The organism is Sutcliffiella sp. FSL R7-0096, assembly GCF_038595065.1.
GTDB lineage: Bacteria > Bacillota > Bacilli > Bacillales > Bacillaceae_I > Sutcliffiella_A.
Map to the genome: position 1 here is coordinate 1018654 of NZ_CP152003.1, position 23258 is coordinate 1041911.

24 protein-coding genes are annotated in these 23258 nt (G+C 41.0%); 15 read left to right on the forward strand and 9 right to left on the reverse strand.

Annotated elements, in window-relative coordinates; translation table 11 throughout:
• The first annotated feature begins 16 nt into the window (after nt 1–16).
• Entirely contained in the window at nt 17–1117 is a 1101-nt protein-coding gene (locus MKY77_RS05135; RefSeq protein ID WP_339149209.1) for a substrate-binding domain-containing protein, read from the forward strand.
• A 56-nt stretch (nt 1118–1173) separates the two neighbouring features.
• Here the strand turns inward: MKY77_RS05135 and MKY77_RS05140 are convergent, their stop codons facing one another.
• A complete protein-coding gene (locus tag MKY77_RS05140) occupies nt 1174–1881 on the reverse strand; it encodes a metallophosphoesterase family protein (protein ID WP_339149962.1) in 708 nt (235 codons plus the stop codon).
• Between the two features lie 122 nt (nt 1882–2003).
• On the opposite strand from MKY77_RS05140, the gene MKY77_RS05145 reads away from it, so the two are divergent.
• From MKY77_RS05145 to MKY77_RS05165, 5 genes are all read left to right on the forward strand, one after another.
• Entirely contained in the window at nt 2004–2954 is a 951-nt protein-coding gene (locus MKY77_RS05145) for a multidrug resistance efflux transporter family protein (RefSeq protein WP_339149210.1), read from the forward strand.
• Nucleotides 2955–3186: 232 nt separating this feature from the next.
• The gene (locus tag MKY77_RS05150; RefSeq protein ID WP_339149211.1) at nt 3187–4224 is read left to right on the forward strand and encodes a fatty acid desaturase; all 1038 of its coding nucleotides are present in this window, start codon (nt 3187–3189) and stop codon (nt 4222–4224) included.
• Nucleotides 4225–4700: 476 nt separating this feature from the next.
• Nucleotides 4701–5255, forward strand: a complete 555-nt coding sequence (locus MKY77_RS05155; RefSeq protein WP_339149212.1) for a hypothetical protein — start codon at nt 4701–4703, stop codon at nt 5253–5255.
• A 76-nt stretch (nt 5256–5331) separates the two neighbouring features.
• Nucleotides 5332–6258 (forward strand): HD domain-containing phosphohydrolase, encoded by a 927-nt coding sequence (locus MKY77_RS05160; RefSeq protein ID WP_339149213.1) that lies wholly within the window; start codon nt 5332–5334, stop codon nt 6256–6258.
• Nucleotides 6259–6422: 164 nt separating this feature from the next.
• The gene (locus tag MKY77_RS05165) at nt 6423–7088 is read left to right on the forward strand and encodes a type 1 glutamine amidotransferase domain-containing protein (protein WP_339149963.1); all 666 of its coding nucleotides are present in this window, start codon (nt 6423–6425) and stop codon (nt 7086–7088) included.
• A gap of 73 nt (nt 7089–7161) precedes the next feature.
• Here MKY77_RS05165 and MKY77_RS05170 read toward each other — a convergent pair whose 3' ends face one another.
• The gene (locus MKY77_RS05170; protein ID WP_339149214.1) at nt 7162–8865 is read right to left on the reverse strand and encodes a transglutaminase-like domain-containing protein; all 1704 of its coding nucleotides are present in this window, start codon (nt 8863–8865) and stop codon (nt 7162–7164) included.
• A gap of 213 nt (nt 8866–9078) precedes the next feature.
• Here MKY77_RS05170 and MKY77_RS05175 point away from each other — a divergent pair, with 213 nt between their 5' ends.
• From MKY77_RS05175 to MKY77_RS05195, 5 genes are all read left to right on the forward strand, one after another.
• Nucleotides 9079–10095, forward strand: coding sequence for a DUF1835 domain-containing protein (locus tag MKY77_RS05175; protein WP_339149215.1), 1017 nt, complete (start codon nt 9079–9081; stop codon nt 10093–10095).
• Nucleotides 10092–11045 carry a DUF4097 family beta strand repeat-containing protein gene (locus tag MKY77_RS05180; RefSeq protein WP_339149216.1) on the forward strand — a complete coding sequence of 318 codons (954 nt, stop codon included), beginning with the start codon at nt 10092–10094 and terminating at the stop codon, nt 11043–11045. The genes MKY77_RS05175 and MKY77_RS05180 overlap by 4 nt, the downstream gene beginning before the upstream one ends.
• 27 nt (nt 11046–11072) lie before the next feature.
• A complete protein-coding gene (locus MKY77_RS05185) occupies nt 11073–11591 on the forward strand; it encodes a histidine phosphatase family protein (RefSeq protein ID WP_339149217.1) in 519 nt (172 codons plus the stop codon).
• A 172-nt stretch (nt 11592–11763) separates the two neighbouring features.
• A complete protein-coding gene (locus MKY77_RS05190; protein WP_339149218.1) occupies nt 11764–11955 on the forward strand; it encodes a hypothetical protein in 192 nt (63 codons plus the stop codon).
• A 115-nt stretch (nt 11956–12070) separates the two neighbouring features.
• Entirely contained in the window at nt 12071–13264 is a 1194-nt protein-coding gene (locus MKY77_RS05195) for a PLP-dependent aminotransferase family protein (RefSeq protein WP_339149219.1), read from the forward strand.
• Nucleotides 13265–13322: 58 nt separating this feature from the next.
• Here the strand turns inward: MKY77_RS05195 and MKY77_RS05200 are convergent, their stop codons facing one another.
• Nucleotides 13323–14729, reverse strand: a complete 1407-nt coding sequence (locus MKY77_RS05200; protein WP_339149220.1) for a DUF4910 domain-containing protein — start codon at nt 14727–14729, stop codon at nt 13323–13325.
• A 1103-nt stretch (nt 14730–15832) separates the two neighbouring features.
• Between MKY77_RS05200 and MKY77_RS05205 the strand changes: the two genes are divergently transcribed.
• Entirely contained in the window at nt 15833–16012 is a 180-nt protein-coding gene (locus MKY77_RS05205) for a hypothetical protein (protein ID WP_342515663.1), read from the forward strand.
• Nucleotides 16013–16257: 245 nt separating this feature from the next.
• Here the strand turns inward: MKY77_RS05205 and MKY77_RS05210 are convergent, their stop codons facing one another.
• The 6 genes from MKY77_RS05210 to MKY77_RS05235 form a co-directional block, all read right to left on the reverse strand.
• Nucleotides 16258–16785, reverse strand: coding sequence for a DinB family protein (locus MKY77_RS05210; protein WP_339149222.1), 528 nt, complete (start codon nt 16783–16785; stop codon nt 16258–16260).
• A 59-nt stretch (nt 16786–16844) separates the two neighbouring features.
• A complete protein-coding gene (locus MKY77_RS05215) occupies nt 16845–17090 on the reverse strand; it encodes a hypothetical protein (RefSeq protein ID WP_339149223.1) in 246 nt (81 codons plus the stop codon).
• The gene (locus MKY77_RS05220) at nt 17080–17883 is read right to left on the reverse strand and encodes an endonuclease/exonuclease/phosphatase family protein (protein WP_339149224.1); all 804 of its coding nucleotides are present in this window, start codon (nt 17881–17883) and stop codon (nt 17080–17082) included. Before MKY77_RS05220 ends, MKY77_RS05215 begins: the two co-directional genes overlap by 11 nt.
• Nucleotides 17884–18016: 133 nt before the next feature.
• The gene (locus MKY77_RS05225) at nt 18017–18226 is read right to left on the reverse strand and encodes a hypothetical protein (protein WP_339149225.1); all 210 of its coding nucleotides are present in this window, start codon (nt 18224–18226) and stop codon (nt 18017–18019) included.
• 126 nt (nt 18227–18352) lie between these two features.
• Nucleotides 18353–18985 (reverse strand): LysE family translocator, encoded by a 633-nt coding sequence (locus MKY77_RS05230; RefSeq protein ID WP_339149226.1) that lies wholly within the window; start codon nt 18983–18985, stop codon nt 18353–18355.
• Between the two features lie 114 nt (nt 18986–19099).
• On the reverse strand, nt 19100–20344 hold the full coding sequence (locus tag MKY77_RS05235; protein ID WP_339149227.1) for a helix-turn-helix transcriptional regulator: 1245 nt from the start codon (nt 20342–20344) through the stop codon (nt 19100–19102).
• Between the two features lie 185 nt (nt 20345–20529).
• Between MKY77_RS05235 and MKY77_RS05240 the strand changes: the two genes are divergently transcribed.
• The 3 genes from MKY77_RS05240 to MKY77_RS05250 all read left to right on the forward strand — a co-directional run bounded on the left by MKY77_RS05240 (nt 20530) and on the right by MKY77_RS05250 (nt 23237).
• Nucleotides 20530–21789, forward strand: coding sequence for an MFS transporter (locus MKY77_RS05240; protein ID WP_342515664.1), 1260 nt, complete (start codon nt 20530–20532; stop codon nt 21787–21789).
• A 218-nt stretch (nt 21790–22007) separates the two neighbouring features.
• Complete coding sequence (locus tag MKY77_RS05245; protein ID WP_339149229.1) at nt 22008–22631, forward strand: YdcF family protein; 624 nt, start codon at nt 22008–22010, stop codon at nt 22629–22631.
• Between the two features lie 24 nt (nt 22632–22655).
• Nucleotides 22656–23237: a hypothetical protein gene (locus MKY77_RS05250; protein ID WP_339149230.1), complete on the forward strand. Its 582-nt coding sequence runs from the start codon at nt 22656–22658 to the stop codon at nt 23235–23237.
• The last annotated feature ends 21 nt before the right edge of the window (nt 23238–23258 follow it).

The following is a 23258-nucleotide window of genomic DNA, read 5'->3' on the forward strand; positions in this document are numbered from 1 at the left end:
AGAGAGGGTGGAGGGAATGGAGCTAAGAATAGGTAGAATTCTAATGCTGTTTGTCATACTTGCTCTGTTTTTTGTAGCCTTGGGCTGTGAAAAGGTAGATACGTCCCTGCAACCGGAAAAGAAATCTGTCCAGAACATTGACGTACTGCCGGAAAAAGAGGCAGTTCCTAATGAGGATAGAATAAAAATTGGTTTTTCCATGGATACCTTGGAAGAGGAAAGATGGCTCAGAGACCGCGACCTATTCAAGACAGCAGTAGAAAATTTCGGCGCAGAAGTAGAAATACTCGCAGCAAACGGAGATGACGCCCTGCAGGTCCTCCAGGCGGAAACTTTAATCAGTCAAGGTGTCGACCTCCTTGTAGTGGTCCCGCACAACGCCGAAGCTGCAGCGACAATCGTCAAGAAGGCACACCTTGCAGGAATAAAAGTGCTCTCCTATGACAGACTTATCAAAAATGCAGATATCGACCTCTATGTTTCTTTTGACAATGAACGTGTAGGGGAACTGCAGGCAGAGTCCATTACAAAACTTGTCCCCAAAGGCAAATATGTCTACATTGGCGGTGCGGATACCGATAACAATGCCCACCTGTTAAAAAAGGGGGTATTCAACGTTCTGCAGCCTTTGATTGATAATGGTGATATTACGGTTGTATATGATCAGTGGACTAAAAATTGGTTGCCAAGTAATGCTTATGCCAACATGCAGGAAGCCTTGAATGCCAATGGTGGAAAGATAGATGCAGTCATTGCGGCAAATGATGCAACGGCAGGTATGGCCATTCAAGTCTTAATGGAGGCGGGAATTGCAGGAGATATTCCCGTTGCAGGGCAGGATGCAGAGCTTGCTGCCACCCAAAGGATTGTCGAAGGCACCCAGACGATGACTGTTTATAAACCTATTCCCACTCTTGCGGAGGAAGCGGCAAGACTTGCTGTGGCAATGGCAAGGGGAGAATATATCGACATCGATCGTAAAGTTAACAATGGAAAAGTGGAAGTGTCATCCGTGTTACTTTCGCCGATAGCAGTGAATAGGGAAAATATCGATGAAACAGTGATTGCGGATGGATTTCATTTGGAAGAAGATGTGTATGAAGGGAATAAAAGATAAAACTCTTTGAAGAAATCTCAGAGGCACTCTGTTAAGAGAAGCCCTGAGATTTTTTGCTATTCTGCATAATACACTCTCTTTTGCGCAGCCTCAAAGCAATACAGCCTCCCACCATACGCACAACCACCATCAATCCCGATGATATTGTTTTCACCAAAGAATACCTCTGGCTTTTTATGTAGATACTTCGTTGGTGTATGGCCGAAGATAACGGTCTTCTCACCAGTGTACCCATTATGGAATTCTTCCCTTATCCACACTAAGGTATGGGAATCTGTAAGTTCTAATGTTGTGTGAGGATGTACACCAGCATGAACGAAGATATGTGTATCGGTTTCGTAATAGAAAGGAAGTGTTTTGAGAAAGTCTAAATGCGGGCGAATTTGTTCGTTTATCTCTAGAGGCTTAGGATTCTCCTCGGTCGTATACCAATATTTTGCGTCGTCTTTTTCTATTTCGTACCCATAATTCTGTAGGGTTTTAATCCCTCCGTTGTAGTACCACCTTTTTATATGAAGAGGGTCTTCGGGATTCTCAAATGCATCAATCATCATTTTGTCGTGATTCCCCATCAGAGTGATAGCTCCTTCAGAGGTCAACTGGATCACCTTGTCCAAGACCGCACGCGAATTTGGCCCCCGATCCACATAATCCCCAAGTAACAGGAGCTGGTCCTGTTGGTTGTCATATTGAACGATTTCAAGAAGTCTTTCGAATTTATCCAAGTCCCCATGAATATCACTAATTGCAAGCATCCGCGTCAATTTCATTCATCCCTTTGCATCTTATTTTCATTTATTTTATCATAATTTTCGAAATTCGAAATATTTTTGCTCTATCTATATTATAATGGTGAAAATATACCTTTAGAGGGGAGGATGTTACTGTGAAGGCCATTCTGATTGGCGTGATAGCTTCCATGTTTTTTGCCGTCACCTTTATTTTGAACCGGTCCATGGAACTTTCAGGTGGCAGCTGGCTTTGGAGTTCGTCCCTGCGTTTCTTTTTTATGGTGCCGTTTTTGTTCTTCATTGTATGGATGCGGGGAAACCTGGGCCCATTGTTCCTTGAAATGAAATCTAACCCATTCGGTTGGGTTGTATGGAGCTTCACCGGTTTTGTCCTTTTCTATGGCCCGATTACTTTTGCTGCGGCATACGGACCAGGCTGGCTTGTCGCCGGAACTTGGCAACTCACCATTATTGCGGGAGTCCTTTTAGGTCCTTTTTTCTATAAAATCGTACAGGGAAAGAAGATGCGCGAACGAATTCCATTGCGCGGCCTACTGATTTCTTTTGTCATTTTTGCGGGCGTCCTATTGATCCAAACACAACAGGGTAGCGGACTTACTTTATCCATGATAATTTATGGTATCCTCCCGGTTGCGGTCGCTGCCTTTGCCTATCCACTCGGAAATCGCAAGATGATGGAGGTGTGCGGGGGGAGGCTAGATACATTCCAACGGGTGCTTGGGATGACGCTTGCTACCATTCCGGTATGGATATGTGTTGCCACAGCCGGTTATTTCTCGGTTGGAGCTCCTTCACAGGAACAAGTGCTGCAAACATTCATTGTAGCCATTTCCTCCGGAGTAATCGCAACAACCTTGTTCTTCATCGCGACTGACATGGTGCGCAACAGCCAGGAAAAGCTTGCAGCAGTAGAAGCCACGCAATCCACTCAGGTGCTGTTTGTATTGATTGGAGAGGTAATGCTCCTTTCAACACCGTTGCCGAATGAAGTGGGGATGCTAGGTCTGTTCATCATCATAATTGGCATGCTTCTGCATAGTTTTTTCACGAAAAAAAGAGTAAGGCCGAAGCGACTGGCTGCCTAAAGAGTGAACATCCATTTGGATTCACTCTTTTTTTTCTTTTTTTAATATTTTTTTTGAAGTTTTTCAAAATAAAAAACGTCATGTCCCCCAAGGGGTTTCAAGAGGTCTGACAATCCTTTACAAAAACTATATGACATTTGTCATACTCTACATATGACACCTGCTACTAACTTATTTTTTTTGATTGGATATAATAAGTTTTATCAAGTCAACAACGAAGGGATTTAATAAAATGTCAATTCAAAATGAGATGAAAAACCTTAAAAAACAAGTCGCTCCTTTCGAAAAATCGCAAACTAAAAAGAGTATCTGGCAGCTGATCAATACGCTAACGCCATTTTTCCTGTTATGGTATCTCACATATATAAGCCTTTCTGTTTCTTACTGGTTGGCGTTGGTACCAGCCATCTTTGCAGCAGGATTCATGACCCGAATCTTCATCATCTTCCATGATTGCACGCACCACTCCTTCTTCAAAAATCGAAAGTGGAACCGTGCAGTAGGGACCGTGACGGGAGTACTAACATTATTCCCATTCGATCAATGGGGACATGACCACTCCGTCCACCATGCAACGAGCGGGAACTTGGACAAGCGCGGTGTTGGGGATATCTGGACACTGACTGTGGAAGAGTACAAAGCAGCATCTATCAAGACTCGTTTATTCTACCGTCTATATCGAAATCCTTTGGTAATGTTCGGAATAGGTCCAATCTACACTTTCCTAATCAGAAACCGTTTCAATCGTAAAGAAGCAAGACAAAAAGAACGCAACAACTTGTATCTGACAAACGTACTGATCGTTGCTGTAGCAGTATTGTTAAGCTTAGCAATCGGTTGGCAGGCATTCCTGATTGTACACGGTACCATCTTCATGATTGCAGGAAGTGTTGGAATTTGGTTGTTTTATGTACAACATACATTTGAGGATTCCTACTTTGAAATGGATAAAGACTGGGAATATGTATTGGCTGCTGTAGAAGGAAGTTCTTACTACAAGTTACCAAAAGTACTTCAATTCCTGACTGGAAACATCGGTTACCATCATATTCATCATTTAAGCCCAAGGGTGCCGAACTATGAACTGGAAAAGTGCCATCACAGCACACCACCACTTCAACACGTACCTACGATTACGCTTGCAACAAGTTTAAAGTCTCTTAAGTTCCGTTTATGGGATGAAAAGAGTAAAAACTTTGTGACGTTCAAAGAAGCAAAGAAAATGGTGCAAAATAGAGTTTCAACCCCGGAAATGAAGCCTGAATTATAAAGAACATATAGAACCAGTCCCGTATTTAATAGGGCTGGTTTTTTTGTTATAAGTTTGTCTGTAGTGATAGCTGATAAAAATGCTGTATTTTCTTAGGGTGCTTTTTTGGTTCAGGTACATTACTTCTAATTTGTTGTTCGGACATTCATTTAAGGTTCAGATATAAATGAAAACACTTTGGACAAAATCGGATTTTCTTTGGACAAGACTGCTAACTCATTCGATAAACTCTTTGTGATTTTTTGAAAGCGAGTGGTGCAACAATTGAATAAAATATTATTCAGCCGATATTAAAGATAGGGCATGTGGTAAGAAACAAAATATTACAAATAAATATAGATTTAACTGTTCGTAACTTGTATAATTATGGTGATATATAGGAAAAAAGCACGAAAAATACATAACGTAACTACAGGAGAAATTCATACACAATGACAGCGAGAGAAGAAAATACTAAAACATAGGGGGATTTATCAATGAAAAGGTTGGGTATGCTTACTTTCTTTACAATTTTGTTTTTAGGAGTTTCATTTGGATTATCAACTAATGCACATGCAGCAAGTGAGGCAGACATTGAAAAAGCACTTGAAATTATTGATGCAGCTAATGCGGAGATGGATCATATTATTGAAACTGGTGTTCAAGACGCTGATAACCTATGGGCCATTTACCTTGGAGAATTAGAAGGAATGAAAAATGAACTGGCAAACCTTGATCAACAAATTGCAGAAGTTGAACTGTCTTTAACAAATTCTACAGAGGCTACTCAACAAGAAGAATTAAATGAATTACTTGCTGTCCTTCAACTAGAAAAAGCTAGTTTAGTAGAGCGTATGGATGAAAGAACGGCACGATTCGACCAAGAGGTTGACGAAATCATCAGCTACGTTTTTGATATTACTCTACAAATGACTCAGGATACAATTGATGAAGTGGCAGAATATGGAGTAATTGCAGAGTGCTATTGGAAGTATGTAAGATTTGCTGATCGTTGGGCTTGGATTGATCCGGTAAGATTAGTAGGTTATTAAGAGATTGTAGTGAAAAAAGCGAGTGCTTTTCTAAAAGTAGTCGCTTTTTTTTCAAAATATAAGAGGTGAACATAAGGTGGCTTTTATCATAAAAAGAAAAGATCAAAACATCGAAAAGGTAAATATGGAAAACTTTGAATTAAGTCTTCTTTCAAAAGGTGAAGGTATAGAAGTTATGATTCAAAAGGTTAAGAAAGATAATATATTCTATATTTATCCTGCAGAAAGTCCAAAAGTAATGGAATTCTTTTATATTCTTGAAGGTGAAATACTTTGTGAACATAATGGTGAAAAAATTAATTTGGGTCCAAACGATTACTTTTCGTGCACAAATTTAGAAGAAACAATCCACTTTACTGCAATATCAGATGTAAAATACTTATGGCTAATTAATGAACCAACTTTCTTTCAATTAAGTGATAATGTAAAAGAATTAAGCCAAATTGTTGAAAGAGTAGAAGCGAGAGACCCGTATACTTATAATCACAATGAAAGAGTTGCAAAGTATTCTATAAAAATAGCCAAAAAACTATCCTTATCAAAATCAAACTTAGAAAGACTTTATATCTCCTCAATACTCCATGATATCGGTAAAATAAATATTCCTTCTGAAATTCTTAATAAACCTGCCAAACTTACTAACGAGGAATTTGCATTGATTAAGAAACACCCTGAAGATGGTGCGGAAATGGTAAAAGAGTTATATTATGATGATACAATTGCAAAAATCATCGAACAGCACCATGAACGGTTAAACGGTTGTGGATATCCAAAGGGACTTATTGGAGAGGAAATCGTTCTCGAAGCCCGCATCATAGCAGTCAGCGACACCTTCGATGCAATGACGGAAGACCGTGCATACCGTAATGCTTTTACTCCGGAATTTGCAATAGATGAGTTGCAGAGACTATCCCCATCCCAATACGATCCTGATGTAGTAAATGCACTTATAGAAGTTCTTCAAGAAGAAGGTAAATTAAAAGTAACAAGCACTGATGCATAAATAGATGCTTCAGGGCTTGTTTTTTATTTTCTTTCTTCCTGGATTGATTTTAGAATGTTGGATTTCGGGTATGGTAATTAGAGGGTGCGTTGTGGCCCTTTTCAGTAACAGATAACTATAAAACTTGTAACAAGAGAACTAAACAGATTTAGGAGGAATACATGATGACAAAACATATATTAATGGTTGTTACTACTGCAGATAAAATGAAGGACGGGCATGAGACAGGAATCTGGCTTTCTGAATTCGGTGAAGCATATGTGGAATTCAGGAACAAAGGTTACGAGGTTACGGTTGCAAGTCCACTTGGTGGAAAATCTCCTGTTGATGCAAGAAGCCTAGAAGGTGGAGAGACACCTCAAGAGATATTGGACACAGCTAAATATCTAGAGGACACAATTAAATTGGACGAAATCACAGAGGCATCGAAGTACGATGCCATCTTCCTTCCAGGTGGACATGGTACGATGTTTGATCTACCTGATAACGAAAAATTGCACCAGCTTATTCGTGACATCTATGAAGCGGACAAACTGGTTGCAGCGGTCTGCCACGGGCCGGCGGGGCTTGTAGGAGTGAAGCTTTCAGATGGTACTCCATTTGTAGCAGGCAAAACAGTCACAGCCTTCACTGATGATGAAGAAAGAGAAACCACCTTGGACAAGTATATGCCATTCCTTTTGGAAACTCGCCTTCGCGAGCTTGGCGCGGAGTTCATTGCGAAGGATAATTGGGTAGACCATATGCAAGCGGACGGTAAATTGATTACCGGTCAGAATCCGCAATCCACCATCAGTGTGGCAAAAGAAGTAGTGAAGCAATTAGGTTGACTTTTAGACCTTTAATTTTGATGAACAAAGCACCGTTCTTCTCTTTGGAACGGTGCTTTTTGTCGTACAAATATTAATACTTAACCCCTGTTCGAGTATGCGTCTTTTTAAACTCATCCGGGTCTGGATCGAAATAATCTTCATTGAATGCTGAAATGAACTTATCCTCACGGTCAATATATCCAGAACCCCAGGTAGGATCCATCTCGACCCATGTACCATCCAGGTTGGCCTCGACCCAAGCGTGGTTGCCAGGCCACGGTGAACCGGCCCGCCCTTCCACATATCTCGCTTCCACTCCGCTCGCCCGCATAAGGGCAATGGAAAGGTAAGCATAATCTTGGCAGACGCCAGTCATCGAATCCAATGTCTTCAATGCACTATCGTCCCACTCAAACTCGTTGTTCCTATACTTTTTCACGTCATAGCTAACGTTTTTTGCGACATAGTCGTAAATGGCTTTTGCTTTGTCGCGAGTTGAATCCCTTCCGGCCGTCAGCTCCTCAGCAAGCTTGATGATCTTGGGTGCATCCGACTGAACGCCGCGGGAAGGAAGCAAATCCCGCTTATCATCAGCAGACGCCGTCACCTCAAATTTTGCAAAACCAAAATAACGGAAATAGTCGCTATTCTCCTCTTTGATTTCCGGCACGCTCAAGGTTATTTCATACTCACCAGGCCCGAATCGCAAATAAAAGAAACCGTCAAATTCATAGTTCTCTACAGGTATCACATCAAGAGCCTCATCCTCACCCAATTTTGTCGTCACAAAAATGTGGGTGGTCTCAGGGCCGAATTCTGCTTCAGGGTCTATCCGGCCCTTTACAGAATAAGTACCTCCAGCCTCGTCTCCTCCGTATTGAGGGGACTCGAGCGTAACACCTCTCTCCTTATAGGCAGTAAAATACTCTAACGGCTGCATCACTCGTTCCGAAGCATTGTCAATATAGAGTGTCGTTGCAAGCTGGTAGTAATTTTCTCGCTCCTTATCGGGGACCATCACCTCAAGCTGGTGGATGCCTTTTCCATAGAACAAAGGAATTTCAAGGGAAAACTGTCCGTCCTCCACTGTTATCATATGCTTCCAGATTTCGGAGTCCTTTTTCAGATGAAGCATGATGGTATCCCCATCAGATAGGTTCTCAGCTTTTCCACCAAAAGGGAGTAGCTCATTTTCTTCCAAAAAGCCTGATTCCACATCCACCTGAAGCCCGGCAATGTGACCGTAAGGAGTTAACGCAATATCATGAATTGCTTCAGGGTTCACATTGTGGACGGAGAACTTGGCAGTGTCATAGTAATAGTTTTCCCTTTCCGTATCCGGTAATTGAACCGTGACCTGATACTCTCCCTCTCCATTGAAAAAGGAAATATTCTGCCTAAAAGCTCCGTCCCTAATTGGCGCATAATACTCCATCAGATTTCCGGTTGGTCCGTCCTCGACAGAGCGAACCTTGATCCAAACAACCTCCCCTTTTAAATCAGCATGTTTTTCAACAGTCCCGGCAATCTCTACCTGCCCGTTTGCACTGAACTCCTTATACACAGGAGAGCTGATGGTCGCATTTACCTGTTCTGCATAAGATGTAAGTTCGAGCGGTTCTAGCTCCAAATCTTCATCCTTTTTATCCACAAGCTGTTCATACTGATCATTTACATCTTGCTCTGCTTGAACACCGCTATCATTGTCTTTCCCGCCCGCATCCTTATCCGTACATGCAGATAAAACCAAGCAGCTACTTAAAAGTAAAGCAATCATATATTGTTTTTTTATCATCTGGTCCTCCTTTAGGCCAAGTAATTAATGCTCTCGCTATCATCATGTTTCTATGTAATATGTACGTGGAATGCAGCCGAAAAGTTTCTAATGCTATCTTACTATTAAATTGGAAATCTTTGAACAGAAGGATTGTTGTAATGTTGTGGTAGAATTACCCATTTGAAGGTGATATATTTAGTGTTAGGTAAAATATTCCTTGGGGGTCGAACCATGCTAGAGAAGTTGAAGGAAACCATTGAACAGCTATCAGAAAGGGACGCAAAAACTTGGCTATACTTAACCATGCTTCGATTAGAGCAATTAACAAAAATAGATATTCCAAAAGAAGAAATGTTGGAAGAAATCGAGCATATATTACAACCAATTGACCACCAGCCTCCTCCTAAAACAGATTATGACACAGTGCATATTGTGGGGAGTGAATCTACTGCAGGATCACTGAGAGTTGGTCTGGAGAGGAATCATAGGATAATAGGATTTTGGGAAATGTTCGATATCGGTCCATTATCCGATAAAAAGACACGTCACGAATGGCTACAGACCCATGTTAATATTTATGAACATTTCATTGAAGAAGAAGAGTTCGGGAGAAAATTCAATCAGGCGATGGATGATTTGAACCGGATCCCTCCACACTGCCCAGTAATCCTGTGGACAGCAAATAACGCACATGAACAGATTTTCCACAGGTATATCCTTCATCATCTTCGCGAAAGTGAGAATACTGTGTATTTAATCAATGCTTCAGTCGCATACAGAGAAATGGAACTCTCACACCGAGCATTTTCCGAACATTACTTATCATATTCTGGTGAGTTGGAACCGAAACAGTTGAAGAACATCCTCCTCAAGAGATTGGGAGAACCTTTATCTATTGAAGCGAAAAAGCAATACGCTGACGAATGGCTACAGTTAAAAGAAACTAAAGCTTTGCTCCGTGTTTGGAAAGAGGGCAAGATACAGGGCGTTTCGGAAAGTTATTTTGATCAAGAATTACTTTATTTTGCAAAAGAAACCCAGAAGGAATATGCAGAAAACGGGTTCGTAAAAACAGTGCGAATCATCGGTGAAACATATGGTCAACTTGAAGGTAGAGTCAATCCCTCGTTTTTGGAGTATCGCCTTCGTACCCTTGCCTTTGAAGGTCATTTCGAAATAAAAGGAATCCCGAAATCCATCAGTCACTATAGTGTCAGGTTGAAAAATAAAGAGGGGGACACGCAATGAAAAAAATATTATCCTTCCTATTTGTACTCATCTTATTAGCAATAGGGACTACTGTGGTTTTTGGACAATTTAAAGAAACCTTTAGTTTTAATTTCAATACTACTCCTATAGAACAGGAAGAAACAGTAAGTGGCAATGGTGCTGAAACGATAGAGATTCACACCACATCCGCTGATATCAAGGTGGTTTCTGTGGATAGGGAAGACATCTATGCAAAATTATCGGGAGAGGTCAGTGATAAAAACAAGGACAAATATAAGCTAATAGTTAAGAAAGTCGGCGGAAACGTACATATAGAAGTCAATCAACCTAAAATGAAATTTCAAATTGGTACTAACATCACCAGTCTGAAACTTGAAGTGGAAGTACCGAAAAAGACCTATCAGGAGTTATCTACCTATTCGACATCAAGTGATATTCAAATGACTGATTTGCAACTGGACTCACTTAGGACAGAGTTGACTTCGGGAGATATTTTGATCGAAGGCGTTACCATAACAAATAGTTATTCTATTGATCTGACAAGTGGAGATGTGCGCATTGAAAACACCGAAGCCAAGACAATAGCTATTGAAGGAACAAGCGGTGATATCACCATTAAGGAAGTTCTCGCGAATGTCCAAGTGGATACGACATCAGGAGATATTAAAATTTGGGGTGTTCAAGGAAATATAAACGTAGAGACTACATCAGGGGATATCGATATAGAAAATGAACGGATAACAGGTAATATCGAGGTGGAGGTAACGAGTGGGGATGTAAGAATTAAGGTTGATGAAACACCTAGCTCCCTAGCAGTTGATTACAAAGGTCGATCTGGCAAAGGAAACGTAAACCTAGACGGTATGCAATATGAAGAGAAAAGTGAAAGCGAGATAAAAGGAAAGGTCGGAAATGGAGAGTATATGTTGAAAGTGCGTACGACTTCCGGGGATTTCAGGTTAAATTGAAGATTTCTTAAAAAGGAGGTAGAAGATTTGGATGGACTTATGAATGGCGGGTACATCTTATATGTTAGGCATGCAGAGGCAAATGTTGGAGTGGATTTACCTGGTTTTTCATTTGGAAATTGCTTGACTCAACGGAACCTTTCAAACAACGGAAGAATGCAGGCTATGATGTTTGGAGAATACCTTCGTCATAAATCCATTCCAATTGCTTACCCCATTTTAGCTAGTCCATTTTGTAGAGCTATAGAAACGGCGAACTTGGCTTTCGGAGCTGAAAATGTACAAATTTCTCCTTTCTTGATTCAGTTGTATCGGTTGAGCGGAGTATTAAGTGAATTCGAGCGAGAAAGTATTTTAAATACATTAGAAGGCATGTTAGAAACCAAGCCATCATTTAGAAACAATCAGGTCATCATCGGACACAATTTTCCAAAAGGGGTGGGATTAGGGGATATCCCTGATATGGGGACGGTAGTCGTGGAATCCAGAGGTAGGGGAAGGGGATATAATATAGTCGCTCGCATTTCTTTAAATCAATGGATGTAATTGAATGGGAACGGTTCTATTGCTTTATAAGGAATAGGACCGTTCCTTATTGTCCTTAATTTTGCTATTCACTCTGGTACTCTCCATTTTATGATGTTGCAGAAAATAATTATTCATATATCATGTATACTAAGCTGATAGATGGCATTCATTACGAAGGGGGATTACACCCATGAAATATTTTAAATCACAGATGAAGCAGCTTATTAAAGACCATGACGAATTGCAGGAACGCTTAAGAGAGTTGATGGACGAGCACGGCCTTGAGAAAAACTTTGCCCTTAAGGCCCTCTATCACTCCGAAGTGGCGGAAGGCGGAAAGTATCAAACAGACTACCAAGCTCTAGACGCACCGAAAAATTAATGGCAAGAAAAAATGCATAGAGCAAGCTCGGAAATCGGGTTTGCTCTATTGTTTATCAAATGAAAGTAGGTTTAAAATAGAAGGAACTTATAAATTGGAAAGGTGTCTGGTATCAATGAACAAGGAATCCTTTTATCCAAATAACATCAAAGCAGCCCTTCAAAATAACCCTCCCGGCGAATGGATTCCGTCCGTTCCGGCTAAAGCAATTCGACTGCATTCTGGCTATCCCGCACCTCATTTAATACCTTCCAAGGAATTAAAAGAAGCAGTAGCTCAATTGCTTGAGGAAGAAAATGATTTGCCACTACATTACATAGGAAGTCCGAGAATAGATAAGTTGAAAGATTGGGTACGGATGAGGCAGGAAGTGCGAGGTATGCCTTCAAAAGATGATGAGCTTTTAATCACTGCGGGCGCGTGCCAGGCTATAGACCTCATTGCTCGCATTTTTCTAGATAAGGATGCTGTTGTGGTGGTCGAGGCGCCAACCTATATGGAAGCACTCGAGATTTTCCGAAATTATACAGATCAGATTATAACCGTTCCCATCGATAAGGACGGCCTTCAAACGGAACGATTAGCGAAAATCCTTTCTGAGAGAAAACAAAAAGGGCTGACAAAACCAAGTTTTCTATATACTATCCCAACCTTCCACAATCCAACTGGGACAACGATGACAGCTGAACGTAGGAGTCGTGTCCTAGAACTTGCAGAAGAATACGATTTCTTGGTACTAGAAGACGATGCATATGGTGAGCTTGGTTTCACTAACAACCCGAAGACGATTAAGTCTATGGATACGAAGGACAGAGTTCTCTATGTCGGGTCTTTGTCAAAAGTGGTCGCGCCTGGCATGCGGATCGGTTGGGTACATGCTACAGAAAAATTCATCCAAGCCTTGTTCTGGTTCAAAAAAGATCTGGAACATCCTTTCGCGCAAGCCACCATGTCTACATTCTTGGAAAATACGGATTTTACATCGCGGTTGCGAACTTTAAGTAAGACATATCAAAAAAAATGCCAAGTTATGCTGACAGCCCTCGAAAAGTACCTTCCTGAAAATTCTTCCTGGTTTGTACCAGAAGGAGGTTATTTTGTCTGGGTGAAGATCCCGGGTGTAGAGACAGAGAAGCTACTCTCAAAAGCAACCGAGGGAGGGGTATCTTTCCTACCAGGTAAATATTTTTTCCTCGATCAGTCAGAAGGGGCAGAATATCTCCGGCTGTCATTCAGCTATGAGAGTGAGGAGAATATTTTAAAAGGCATTCAGAAGTTGGGGGATGTGGTTAATTCCAGTGAAAAATAAAAATTAAAGGGCCGGCTCGATTGCATAAGAAGCAACTGAGCCGGCCCTTATTCATTATTTACTGCACGTCTTCCTCAAAATACATTTGTTTAGGCAGGTTATCTATTTTTTCTTTCTTCTTCGGCTTTGGTCCTTGGTTGTCGAAACGTGCATAATCATAGATGGCAGTCCCAACGATTTCCGCTACATCCTGAAGCTTTTCTTTGCTGATTTTATCTAATGTATCTTCTGGTGTGTGATACCATGGCTCAAGCGGGCTGTGGATAAACAGTGCTGCAGGAATTCCTTTTTCTCCAAATGGAACGTGATCACTGCTTCCTCCGCGGCCGAATGGTGTCGGTTCTCCATTTAATCTGGAGCTAGTTGCTTGAGCAAGGTCTGTTACCAGATTAGCTTGTCCATCAACTGTTCTCATAACTAGGTCCCCAGCATCACGGCTTCCGACCATGTCCAAATTAAAGTTTGCTACAATCCTATTAAGTTCATTATCTGGTAATGTATTCACATAATGTCTGGACCCAATCAGACCAAGTTCTTCAGCTCCAAATGTGACAAATCGAATTTCAGTGTCTGTTGGAGCATTTTTCAGTACTCTGGCAAGCTCAAGCACCATTGCGGTACCAGAGGCGTTATCGTTTGCTCCTGGCGCACCCGGAACAGAGTCATGATGAGAAGTTAAAACAATAACATTGCCGTTATCCTTGTTTTTATTCGTAGCTTTTTTAGATGCGATCACATTGTGTGATGTGCGGATTCCAGAAGAAGCACCAAGTACAGTTAGTGATGCCTCAACAGCTTCCCCACTATTAAGCTTGGAAACTAGCTGATTCCCTTCTGGGAGGGAAATAGAAACGGCAGGAACATATTCATCATTCGCTTCACTCAATGTACCATTCAATGCACCAGCAGCATTGTTAAAAATGATAACCCCTTCTGCACCACTTCTTGCAGCATTCAGGACTTTTTCACCAAAGCTGATTTCCCCGCGTTGAATGAGAGCAATTTTACCGGTAAGATCCTTGCCGACTAAGTCAGCAGGAGTGCCTAACCCAATGTATTCCAATGGAGCAGTTACTTCGCCACTAGGGGTATAAGTGAAAGCACCAGGGCTGAGGCTTGTCCCATCCACACTTAACTCCACGGTATGGGGTGTTGTAAAACCAAAGAATTCAAACGGCTGGACTTCAGCTTCATAGCCATAGGATTCAAATTGTTGTTTTATGTATTGAACAGCAGCATACTCTTCTGGCGATGCAGCAACCCGTGGAGTTTGTTCCAGATGAGCAATCATGTTATAAATGTTGTCAGCGTTGATTTTGTTAAGGATCTTATTATCCAGTGCGTTAACCACACTATATTGTTGTTCTGCAATAACAGTTGGCTGTGCGTAAGTTTGTACACTGAATGCACCAAAGGTCAAAGTCGTAGCAAGTGCAGCAGTAAGTAGTCTATTTTTCTTCTTCAATGAAATTCCTCCTATGTAATAATTTGAATTATACTAATATTAATAATAGTTAAAAAATAACATAATGGTAAGGGAGAAATTTCCTATTAATATGCAGTAGTAAAGGGCTATTCTGTGATTTTTTTACTTTTTTGTAGATTGGGAGAATTTCTTCATGGGGAGGATGAAGACAATTCTGACTTTAAGATTGATGCGAGATTGTTATCATAGGGTGGATAAAGACAATGCTGACGAGAAAATGGAAGTGAGATTGTCATTATAGGGTGGATAAAGACAATGCTGACGAGAGAATGGAAGTGAGATTGTCATTATAGGGTGGATAAAGACAATGCTTACGTGAAAATGGAAGTGAGATTGTCATTATAGGGTGGATAAAGACAATGCTGACGAGAAAATGGAAGTGAGATTGTCATTATAGGGTGGATAAAGACAATGCTGACGAGAGAATGGAAGTGAGATTGTCATTATAGGGTGGATAAAGACAATGCTGACGAGAAAATGGAAGTGAGATTGTCATTATTGAGTGGATAAAGACAATGCTGACGAGAAAATAGAAGTGAGATTGTCATTATAGGGTGGATAAAGACAATGCTGACTTTAAGATTGATGCGAGATTGTCATCATAAGGGGATGAAGACAATGCTGAAGTGAAAATGGAAGCACTGAGGTCTTCTTGTCAATGATACAGGGTTCTCCGACATGTAAATGAGCGCCCAGAAGTCTTCGTCATTGTAGTTTGCCTAACTGTAATTAACAGTTTGTAATCCTATTAGTAAAATTAAGGAACCTTTCATCATGCAGAAACGTAGATATCTAGAGATACTCAAAATTGGAATGCATATAATGAGAGGGTGTCAATTATGATACAAATCTTCCTTATAATCGGTATTGTTGCTATCGCAATTTCAGGGATTTTTCTGGGGGTCTGGACGAGCGGGCAACAACAAAGGGCAAATTACCATTCTGAGACTAAAGAGCATAGAGATTTTAGATCAAGGGTGGGGATATATTCTGGTCTAATAGGGTTGGCCTCGTTGGGGGTAGTAGGTTTACTACTTTACATTTAAAGGGGGAGAAACGTGTTCTATTATGGATCAATAGGTATGACATTAGGAACTTTCCTTTTCTGGTGGGCGATACTTTTGGTTTTCCAGAGAGCGACAGTTCGTTATCCAAAAAACAGTTGGAAAAAAGATTTGGGTATTACATTTGCCCAAAGTATTTTGGTGATTGTACTATTTCCAGTGTTAGCTCTGTTTGCTGAGTATGTTCAGAACCGTTAAGTCAAAATAGGAGTGAGGTTTTATCATTGGCTATTACACTCATACTTTTGTTCGCGATGGTGGTTGATTATCTATGGCTTGATGTTAATAGAAAAAGATGGGGATGGATGAGGAGTTGGTCTAGACCCCAGAAAGTGCTATTCTTTTCTACCTTCTTCCTTATATCTTTTCTAATATATATCGGAATCAGTTTCCAATAAGCGCAGGAAGGCCAGGGAGTTCTATTCCCCAGCCCGGCCATAGGATCACCTTTCTAGATTACGAAACTCTCTTATCATCTGAAATATCTGTCCCCGATGATGGGCTTCATGCTCTACCAGGTGATAAATCACCCATTCTGGTGTAACATTATATTCCTCAAGCACCCTTGGTCTGCGCCAGTCTTCCATATCCATAGTGCGGAAGTGAGTAAGCAGTTTCTCCCTGACTGCCTTTAAGCGTTGAAGATGGTCTTCAAGAGTATCACCTTCTACATGGATCAACTTTCCATCAGGCCAACCCTCTAACGGGAAAAGCGCTTCTATTTCTGGGTCCCACACCTCCTTTTCCATTACTTCACCATACAACCAGCCTGCTTCTACATAGGCGATATGGTACAAAAGTGAGCCGATGGACTGTCGATCTCCCATTTTACTATCTAATAGAGTTTGACTAATTCCTGTTAACCTTTTCGTTAGATTTTGACGCACATCTTCCAAGCACCATAGAGAGCGTCCGATTTCAGGTTCATAATTGGGAAGAGATTTGATCTGTAAGGTGATTTTTGTGGTCATCAGCTTTTCTCCTATTCTATTTAATTTACAGTTGCTATTTCAGCCGTTCCAGAAATAAATTATCCTACAACAAACAACGTTACGCTCAACACCAAGGATACAAAGGCAAAACCAAAAGCTACCCGATATAATCGGAAAGCTTTATTTTGACGATTCTGTAGCATTAAATTCGCCATGGACAGCGTAACAACTAAGGTGAGCAATAATGGGAATATATCATTTTTCCCAGAGAATCCAGCCCAAATAAGTAAAATGGTAGATAGTATGGTTAGAGTCAGCAATACAACTTGAATTTTACTTTTCATTTGTCTCTCCTTTTAGTTGAATGGTAGCCAGTACGGGATAATGGTCGGATGGAAATCCACCTTCCATGCGGTCCCTGATGATGGTTGTTGAAAGTATATCTGTCCCATGGGAGCTGAGTATGTAATCAATTGGAGCGCCTTCCGTTCCGCCCTCGTAAGCATGAAAGGTAAGACTGTTCTTCATTTCTTCTGCAGTAAAACAAGAATAGCAGCTTTTCATGGACGAAATCTCCTCTAACGCCTCACTCTCAGGGACATCATTGAAATCACCGGTCAAAATAACAGGCAGTCTTTTCTCGTTTTCTTTACTAAGAATTACACTTTGAATTAACCTCAAACCCTCTTTCCTAGCAACCTTACCCATATGATCCAAGTGCGTATTGACAAAGAGCAAAACTGGATTGGTTTCTCCTGGTGGGATAAGCTCGACCCAAGAACAAATTCTTTCGCAGTGTGCATCCCAGCCCATACTTCCTATTATTTCTGGAGTTTCTGATAGCATAAAGGAACCTTTCGATCCTATGGTGAAACTGGACTTTTTAACAAATACGGCACTGAATTCCCCCGCATCTGTGGAAACAGTGCGATTGACTGCGTAAACTTCATACGTATCTATAAATCTATCTTTTAGCCATTCCAGCATCGGAATAGTTGCTTCCTGTGTGCCGATAACATCGGGCATGTATGTATGAATGGTTTTGGCAATCCAGTGTTTACGGTCTTCCCAGTTGAATGGATCAGAGGGGACGATAACACGTAGATTAAAGGACATGACGGTATATGTAGAGGCCATATCTGATTCCTCCTTACTAGTATTCCATAACACCTATTTCGATAAAACGATAGCGTGTTCCTGCCATCGTTTAACATATAGAAGACAAAATAAAAAAGCGCCAAAAATAAATTGGCACTTTTTATGCTATCTATTATCGAGAAGCCTTTGGCGGCTGGCATACATCACATTTGCGTTGGTTATTATTCTTGAATTTTGTAAAAGTCTTTTCAAAATTGCTGCCACATGTACATTTAAATAATAATTTTTGTGAGAAGCCATGGTACTCAGTTGATAACAGCTTACTATCTGAATTCTTTTCCACAAATTCATTTATTTTTGCAATCGTCCATCGTTTGTTCATTTTTTAACACCTCCATATTTATCGCTTGGCGGAGGCTTATCTCTGCATCCGTTCCCATTATAACATGGTCGTGGGTAGAAGGGCAGGACTTCCACCCATTACGGGGCTAAGTCTAAAACCTTACCGTTATTGCGAGCTTTTCTCCAAAGCCAACTTCACTCCAAATCCTATTAAGACAACCCCGGTAATGGATTCGATAACCGTCGTGGTTCGTGGTCTTTTCATGAATGCGCTAATTTGATCAACAAGATAGATATAAAGGACAAACCAAATGGCGGTCAGAACAGCGTAGGTAATTCCCATAAGGAGGAAAGGGCCGATTGTGCTCGTTCCTGGGTCAACAAATTGTGGCAGGAAGGTCAGGAAGAAGACGGCCACCTTTGGATTTAGCATATTAGTAAGAAAACCTTGTTTGAAGTGGGATTGATTCCCATACTTGTTTGTTGCGACGGTCTCATCAAGTGTCTCCGGTTTCTTGCTCCGAAGTGCCCATATGGTCTTTACCCCAAGGTAGACAAGGTAAACGGCACCAACATATTTGAAGACAGAGAACAGGAAGGCAGATTTAACAATGATGGCGGATAGACCAACGACGGCTGCGATGGTATGGATGAGGATTGCGCAAAAGGTACCTAAAACGGTTTTGAATCCGCCAAATCTTCCAGCAGACAAGGTGTTTTTTGTGGCAATGGCGGTGTCAGGGCCAGGCAGAATGATTAGTAGAATGCTCATTATGACAAATAGAAAAAAGTTCTCCATGGTGAAAACCCCAATCTTCATGAAATTTATTAAGAAACATTGTAACAGAAATCAGAAATTTTAAAATAGTTTTTGAAAAAAAGGGATCTCTAAGACGCCCTTTGCTTACGCGTTTTAATTTGCGGATAAAGAATTTCTCTTTTCTAAAACATCTTTCAACACCGTCTTACTGAAAGTCTTCATCTTTGAATCAAGGAGAGGCTCGAAGTTGTCGACGGCTTTTTGTGCGGCAGTGACGGCTTCTTGCATTTTACCGAGCTCCATAAGGATGAGTGCTTGGTAGGATTCTTTTTCATATAAGATGGAGAGGTCAATAGGGTGGTGAAGGTCTGGCATGACGAACATTTCTATTGCCTGAAAAGCCTCTTCATAACGGCCGAGATAGTAAAGAGCTTTCGCTTTTTCTAGATGGAACCAAGGAGAATAGTACTGCATAATATCCTCTTGGGCGAGGCATTCTTCCATTTTGGCAAGCGCCTGTGTGTATTCTTTTTTCTCAGCAATCAAATCGATGATGGTGAACAATTCACAAAAATATATGGAGGAAGCATGGTCGGCAAACTCTCCATATTGCTTCAGTTTTGAGAGATAATACACCTTTTCTTGTTCATTGCCCTCCATGAACGCATGGACTGCAGCCAGACGGTAGAGATCATCTGTAAGGTAAAAGATACGTTTTTCCTTGGAATAGGTAAGGGCTTTTTCCATCGTTTCGATTGCTGTCTTGGAATCACCGACAGCATATAAATAAACCGCTTCACTATAATCCAAGTCAAGTCTGGCCATTGGTTCAATGTATGCGTGTTTTGCTTCGATTTCCTTCCGCTCATTCTTGAATATCTTTAGTGCATCTTCATAATTGTGTTCCATAAATGCAATAGTTGATCGGAATATCCCAATGGATGTCCGATTCGAGGAAATATTCATCTGATCAAACATCTCAGAGGCGTTCTTAAGAAGACTTTCCCACCCAGGGTGCCCTTCCCGCTGTAGGGAATAGCTGTATATTTCCAACAGCCGTGCGCTCTCGTACCCTTTGGAAAGTTTCCCGATATGAGGCTCGATCAGTTCAATTAATTGTTTGTATTTATCAGGAAAATCTGGGTTCCTAAATGGGACATTGAAGATTTGTTCCACTCGTTCCAAAGTTTCCCGTAATTCCTCGGTCCTGAATTCACCCATTAAATCAGCGATATCCACTCCTAGCTGATTGGCAATATAGGTTAGGCTTTCCATGGACGGGTTGGCTTTGTTGTTTTCAATAAGACTGAGCATCCCTTTCGTCAGCTCTGTCCCAGCCAATCCTTCCAACGTCATCTTTTTTTGTTTTCTTAATTTTCGTATCCGATCTCCGAGCATTTATGTGTGCACTCCTTAAAGTTAAAGTTAAAGTTATTTGTTTAATTATATTAAACTTTTTCTTGAATTGGAATACCTTAATATGGTACAATTTGTTTAATTAAATTAAACTTTTAAAAAACGGGGTGCTTTTAATGGAGGAAAGCTTAAAAATAAAAAGAGCGACATATCATCTGTACACCTTTATGATTAGTAAATTAATCTCCACTTTCGGATCACAGGTATATGCATTTGCCATTAGTTTTTACATTTTGCAGCTTACTGGATCCGCAACAAGCTTTGCGACCAATCTTCTATGTAATTTTCTCCCACGAACACTTGCTGCACCATTTGCAGGAGCCATCACTGATCGTTATTCCAGAAAAAAGATTGTTATTGTTTCACAAATTGCCACCACACTTGCTATTACAGGCCTTCTCGTTTACACCCTAATAACAGGACTCTCCCTCATAGCAATTTACATGACTACCAGTATCCTATCTTTGACGTCCATGTTTTCAGGTATCGCATTTACTTCCTCGATTACAGGCTTAATTGATCAGGCCCGAATTCAAAAAGCAATGGCAATGAACCAGGTGGCAATCTCTTTTGCTGCTATTGGAAGCCCTGCGGTTGGTGGGCTTTTATATGGAACGGTACCAATCCCTGTTTTTCTAGTGGTGTTTATTGTTGCATCCGTTATTGCAGTTCTTTTGGAATCGACCATGAATTTCCGCCTATTTTCTGATGTGAAGAATAGTAGAAAGGAGGAAGAGGAGAAAGAATCCATGTGGCAGAGCATGAAAGCGGGAATAGGTTATTTGCGTTTGCAAAATACCATATTGGTCATGCTCTGGATCAGTTTACTCATTAATTTCCTTTTTGGGGCTTATGAAGTAGGGTATTCGTACATCTTAATCGAAAACCTAAAGATGGAATCGCAACATTTCGGATTCACTCAAGGGGCTTTTGCTCTTGGCATGCTTCTCATGTCCATTTATTTTTCCGGTCGAAAAGAAGTGAAATTTCCTCTTCTCGTTTCCAAAAGGGGAATTTTGTGCCTGGGAGCAATCATGGGTGCCATTTCGCTGCCACTAATTCTTTCGATGGGATATTGGATGATGTTTGGTTACTATATGATTCTCATGTTCTGCTTTGGTTCCTTTATTATCATTGTCAATACCCCTCTTCAGGTGATGCTGCAAAAAACCATCGATGATGAATTCAAAGGGAGGGTATTCTCCATCATTGAAACAATGGCCATGGCGCTGATTCCACTTGGAATGATAATCTATGGGGTTCTTTACGATATCTTTCCTGGTGAATGGGTCTTGCTTCTTTCTGCAGGTATGCTCATTTTTGTTACGCTTATCATGGCAAGACCGTCTGTCATACGAAAAGTTCATCCAGAGATTGAAGAGAAGCAAGGCGTTCGGGCTGTGGAAGCAGGGAATGTGGCTCGCTAATACGAGCTATTCTTCAATTTGTGGAAGATTAAGGGGGAAGTTTTAGGAGTGGCGACCTTTCTGAAGAGATAAGCGAGGCAGGGAGGTCTTCATGACCTAAGCACTCCAACGGCTTTGAAAATCTTAAAAATAATTGCTACTATCCGCAAAGGAATTCACACTTACATGTATAATGTAAGTAAAAGGATTTCGACAACAGTCACCATGGGAGGAAAACCATGAAAATACCTATTTCACAGCTGGATTCTAGCAAACTGACAGACCAACAGATGACCGATTTGCTTTTCAGAAATATAAAAGAAGATAACAAAAGTGGTGACTGCATTTTTGTGGCAGGTAGCAGCAAGGCCGTGGAGTACAGGTTACCGACAGCGATTCAGCTATATAAGGAAGGGCGATCGGGGAAGATATTGTTTTCCGGTGGAGTCGTGTGGGATGGTACCGGCTTGACTGAAGCCCAAATGCTTGCTGACAAAGCAATGGAGCTCGGAGTACCGGCACAAGATATCCTGATGGAAAATCAGTCCCTTCATACAAAGGAGAACGTGCTCGCGTCCCTGCTGGTATTAGACAGAGCGTTTTATCTCCATAAAATCAGCCGCCTTCTGGTGGTGACAAGCCATTACCATATGAGGCGGATAAATCTTACGCTCCGGACCTATATGCCTGATTGGATTGACTATTCCCTGTGTCCGGTTAACGACAAGTCGACAAGGGAGGATAACTGGTTTCTTAATCCATATGGCAGACAAAGGGTGGAAACGGAGTCCGCAAAGCTGATCAGTTACGTGAAGCAAGGGATTATCATGGATCAAGAATTAGAGATTTCAGGAATGAAATAAATTTATCACACCAGGAGGTACATCTTGAAAAAGACCTTATCACTACAGTTTCCGATCAATCAAAAAGATTACACAGAGTTATTTCGATATATGCCTTATTTTAAATCCATTTTCAAGCTTGCATTAGCAGGGAATGTAATAGCACTTTTTCTATTCTGCATGTACAATATCATCGCTAACCTGCAAATAGCTGCAGACGGGGTAGAATTTTTAATTCTTAATATTGTAACGGTGGGCATCGGATTGGTTTTATACTTTGTCATTCTTTTTTTAACAAAGACGTTTTTCCGGAAAGTTATCGAAAAAAGAAGCCTGAAGCTATACAACCTCTACTATGGAACAAATCCTACCTACCAAATTGGATACGACCCACGCTTTGACGCGATCGTATTGGGGAAGGAAAAGAGAAAAATCCCGGTAGATCAATCCCTCACTGTTTATACAACGGAAAATAACTATCTGTTCTATGTAGGCAAAGGAAAAGGACAAGAGGATCGGTTCATTCTGCCAAAAAATGGAGATAAAGATCAACAGTTTAAGGTGGACCGCATGGTTACCATGTTAGAGGAGAAGGGGGTTGTGATGAAGGAAGGGAAAGGGATTTAGGAAATAAAAAGGAGCTTACCT

What these genes read in the sequence shown, in the direction of transcription:
- MKY77_RS05135 (WP_339149209.1), top strand. Translation starts at nt 17, where the DNA reads ATGGAGCTAAGAATAGGTAGAATTCTAATGCTGTTTGTCATACTTGCT.
- MKY77_RS05150 (WP_339149211.1), top strand. Translation starts at nt 3,187, where the DNA reads ATGTCAATTCAAAATGAGATGAAAAACCTTAAAAAACAAGTCGCTCCT.
- MKY77_RS05155 (WP_339149212.1), top strand. Translation starts at nt 4,701, where the DNA reads ATGAAAAGGTTGGGTATGCTTACTTTCTTTACAATTTTGTTTTTAGGA.
- MKY77_RS05165 (WP_339149963.1), top strand. Translation starts at nt 6,423, where the DNA reads ATGACAAAACATATATTAATGGTTGTTACTACTGCAGATAAAATGAAG.
- MKY77_RS05170 (WP_339149214.1), bottom strand. Translation starts at nt 8,865, where the DNA reads ATGATAAAAAAACAATATATGATTGCTTTACTTTTAAGTAGCTGCTTG.
- MKY77_RS05175 (WP_339149215.1), top strand. Translation starts at nt 9,079, where the DNA reads ATGCTAGAGAAGTTGAAGGAAACCATTGAACAGCTATCAGAAAGGGAC.
- MKY77_RS05180 (WP_339149216.1), top strand. Translation starts at nt 10,092, where the DNA reads ATGAAAAAAATATTATCCTTCCTATTTGTACTCATCTTATTAGCAATA.
- MKY77_RS05190 (WP_339149218.1), top strand. Translation starts at nt 11,764, where the DNA reads ATGAAATATTTTAAATCACAGATGAAGCAGCTTATTAAAGACCATGAC.
- MKY77_RS05195 (WP_339149219.1), top strand. Translation starts at nt 12,071, where the DNA reads ATGAACAAGGAATCCTTTTATCCAAATAACATCAAAGCAGCCCTTCAA.
- MKY77_RS05205 (WP_342515663.1), top strand. Translation starts at nt 15,833, where the DNA reads ATGACATTAGGAACTTTCCTTTTCTGGTGGGCGATACTTTTGGTTTTC.
- MKY77_RS05210 (WP_339149222.1), bottom strand. Translation starts at nt 16,785, where the DNA reads ATGACCACAAAAATCACCTTACAGATCAAATCTCTTCCCAATTATGAA.
- MKY77_RS05215 (WP_339149223.1), bottom strand. Translation starts at nt 17,090, where the DNA reads ATGAAAAGTAAAATTCAAGTTGTATTGCTGACTCTAACCATACTATCT.
- MKY77_RS05220 (WP_339149224.1), bottom strand. Translation starts at nt 17,883, where the DNA reads ATGGCCTCTACATATACCGTCATGTCCTTTAATCTACGTGTTATCGTC.
- MKY77_RS05225 (WP_339149225.1), bottom strand. Translation starts at nt 18,226, where the DNA reads ATGAACAAACGATGGACGATTGCAAAAATAAATGAATTTGTGGAAAAG.
- MKY77_RS05230 (WP_339149226.1), bottom strand. Translation starts at nt 18,985, where the DNA reads ATGGAGAACTTTTTTCTATTTGTCATAATGAGCATTCTACTAATCATT.
- MKY77_RS05235 (WP_339149227.1), bottom strand. Translation starts at nt 20,344, where the DNA reads ATGCTCGGAGATCGGATACGAAAATTAAGAAAACAAAAAAAGATGACG.
- MKY77_RS05240 (WP_342515664.1), top strand. Translation starts at nt 20,530, where the DNA reads ATGATTAGTAAATTAATCTCCACTTTCGGATCACAGGTATATGCATTT.
- MKY77_RS05245 (WP_339149229.1), top strand. Translation starts at nt 22,008, where the DNA reads ATGAAAATACCTATTTCACAGCTGGATTCTAGCAAACTGACAGACCAA.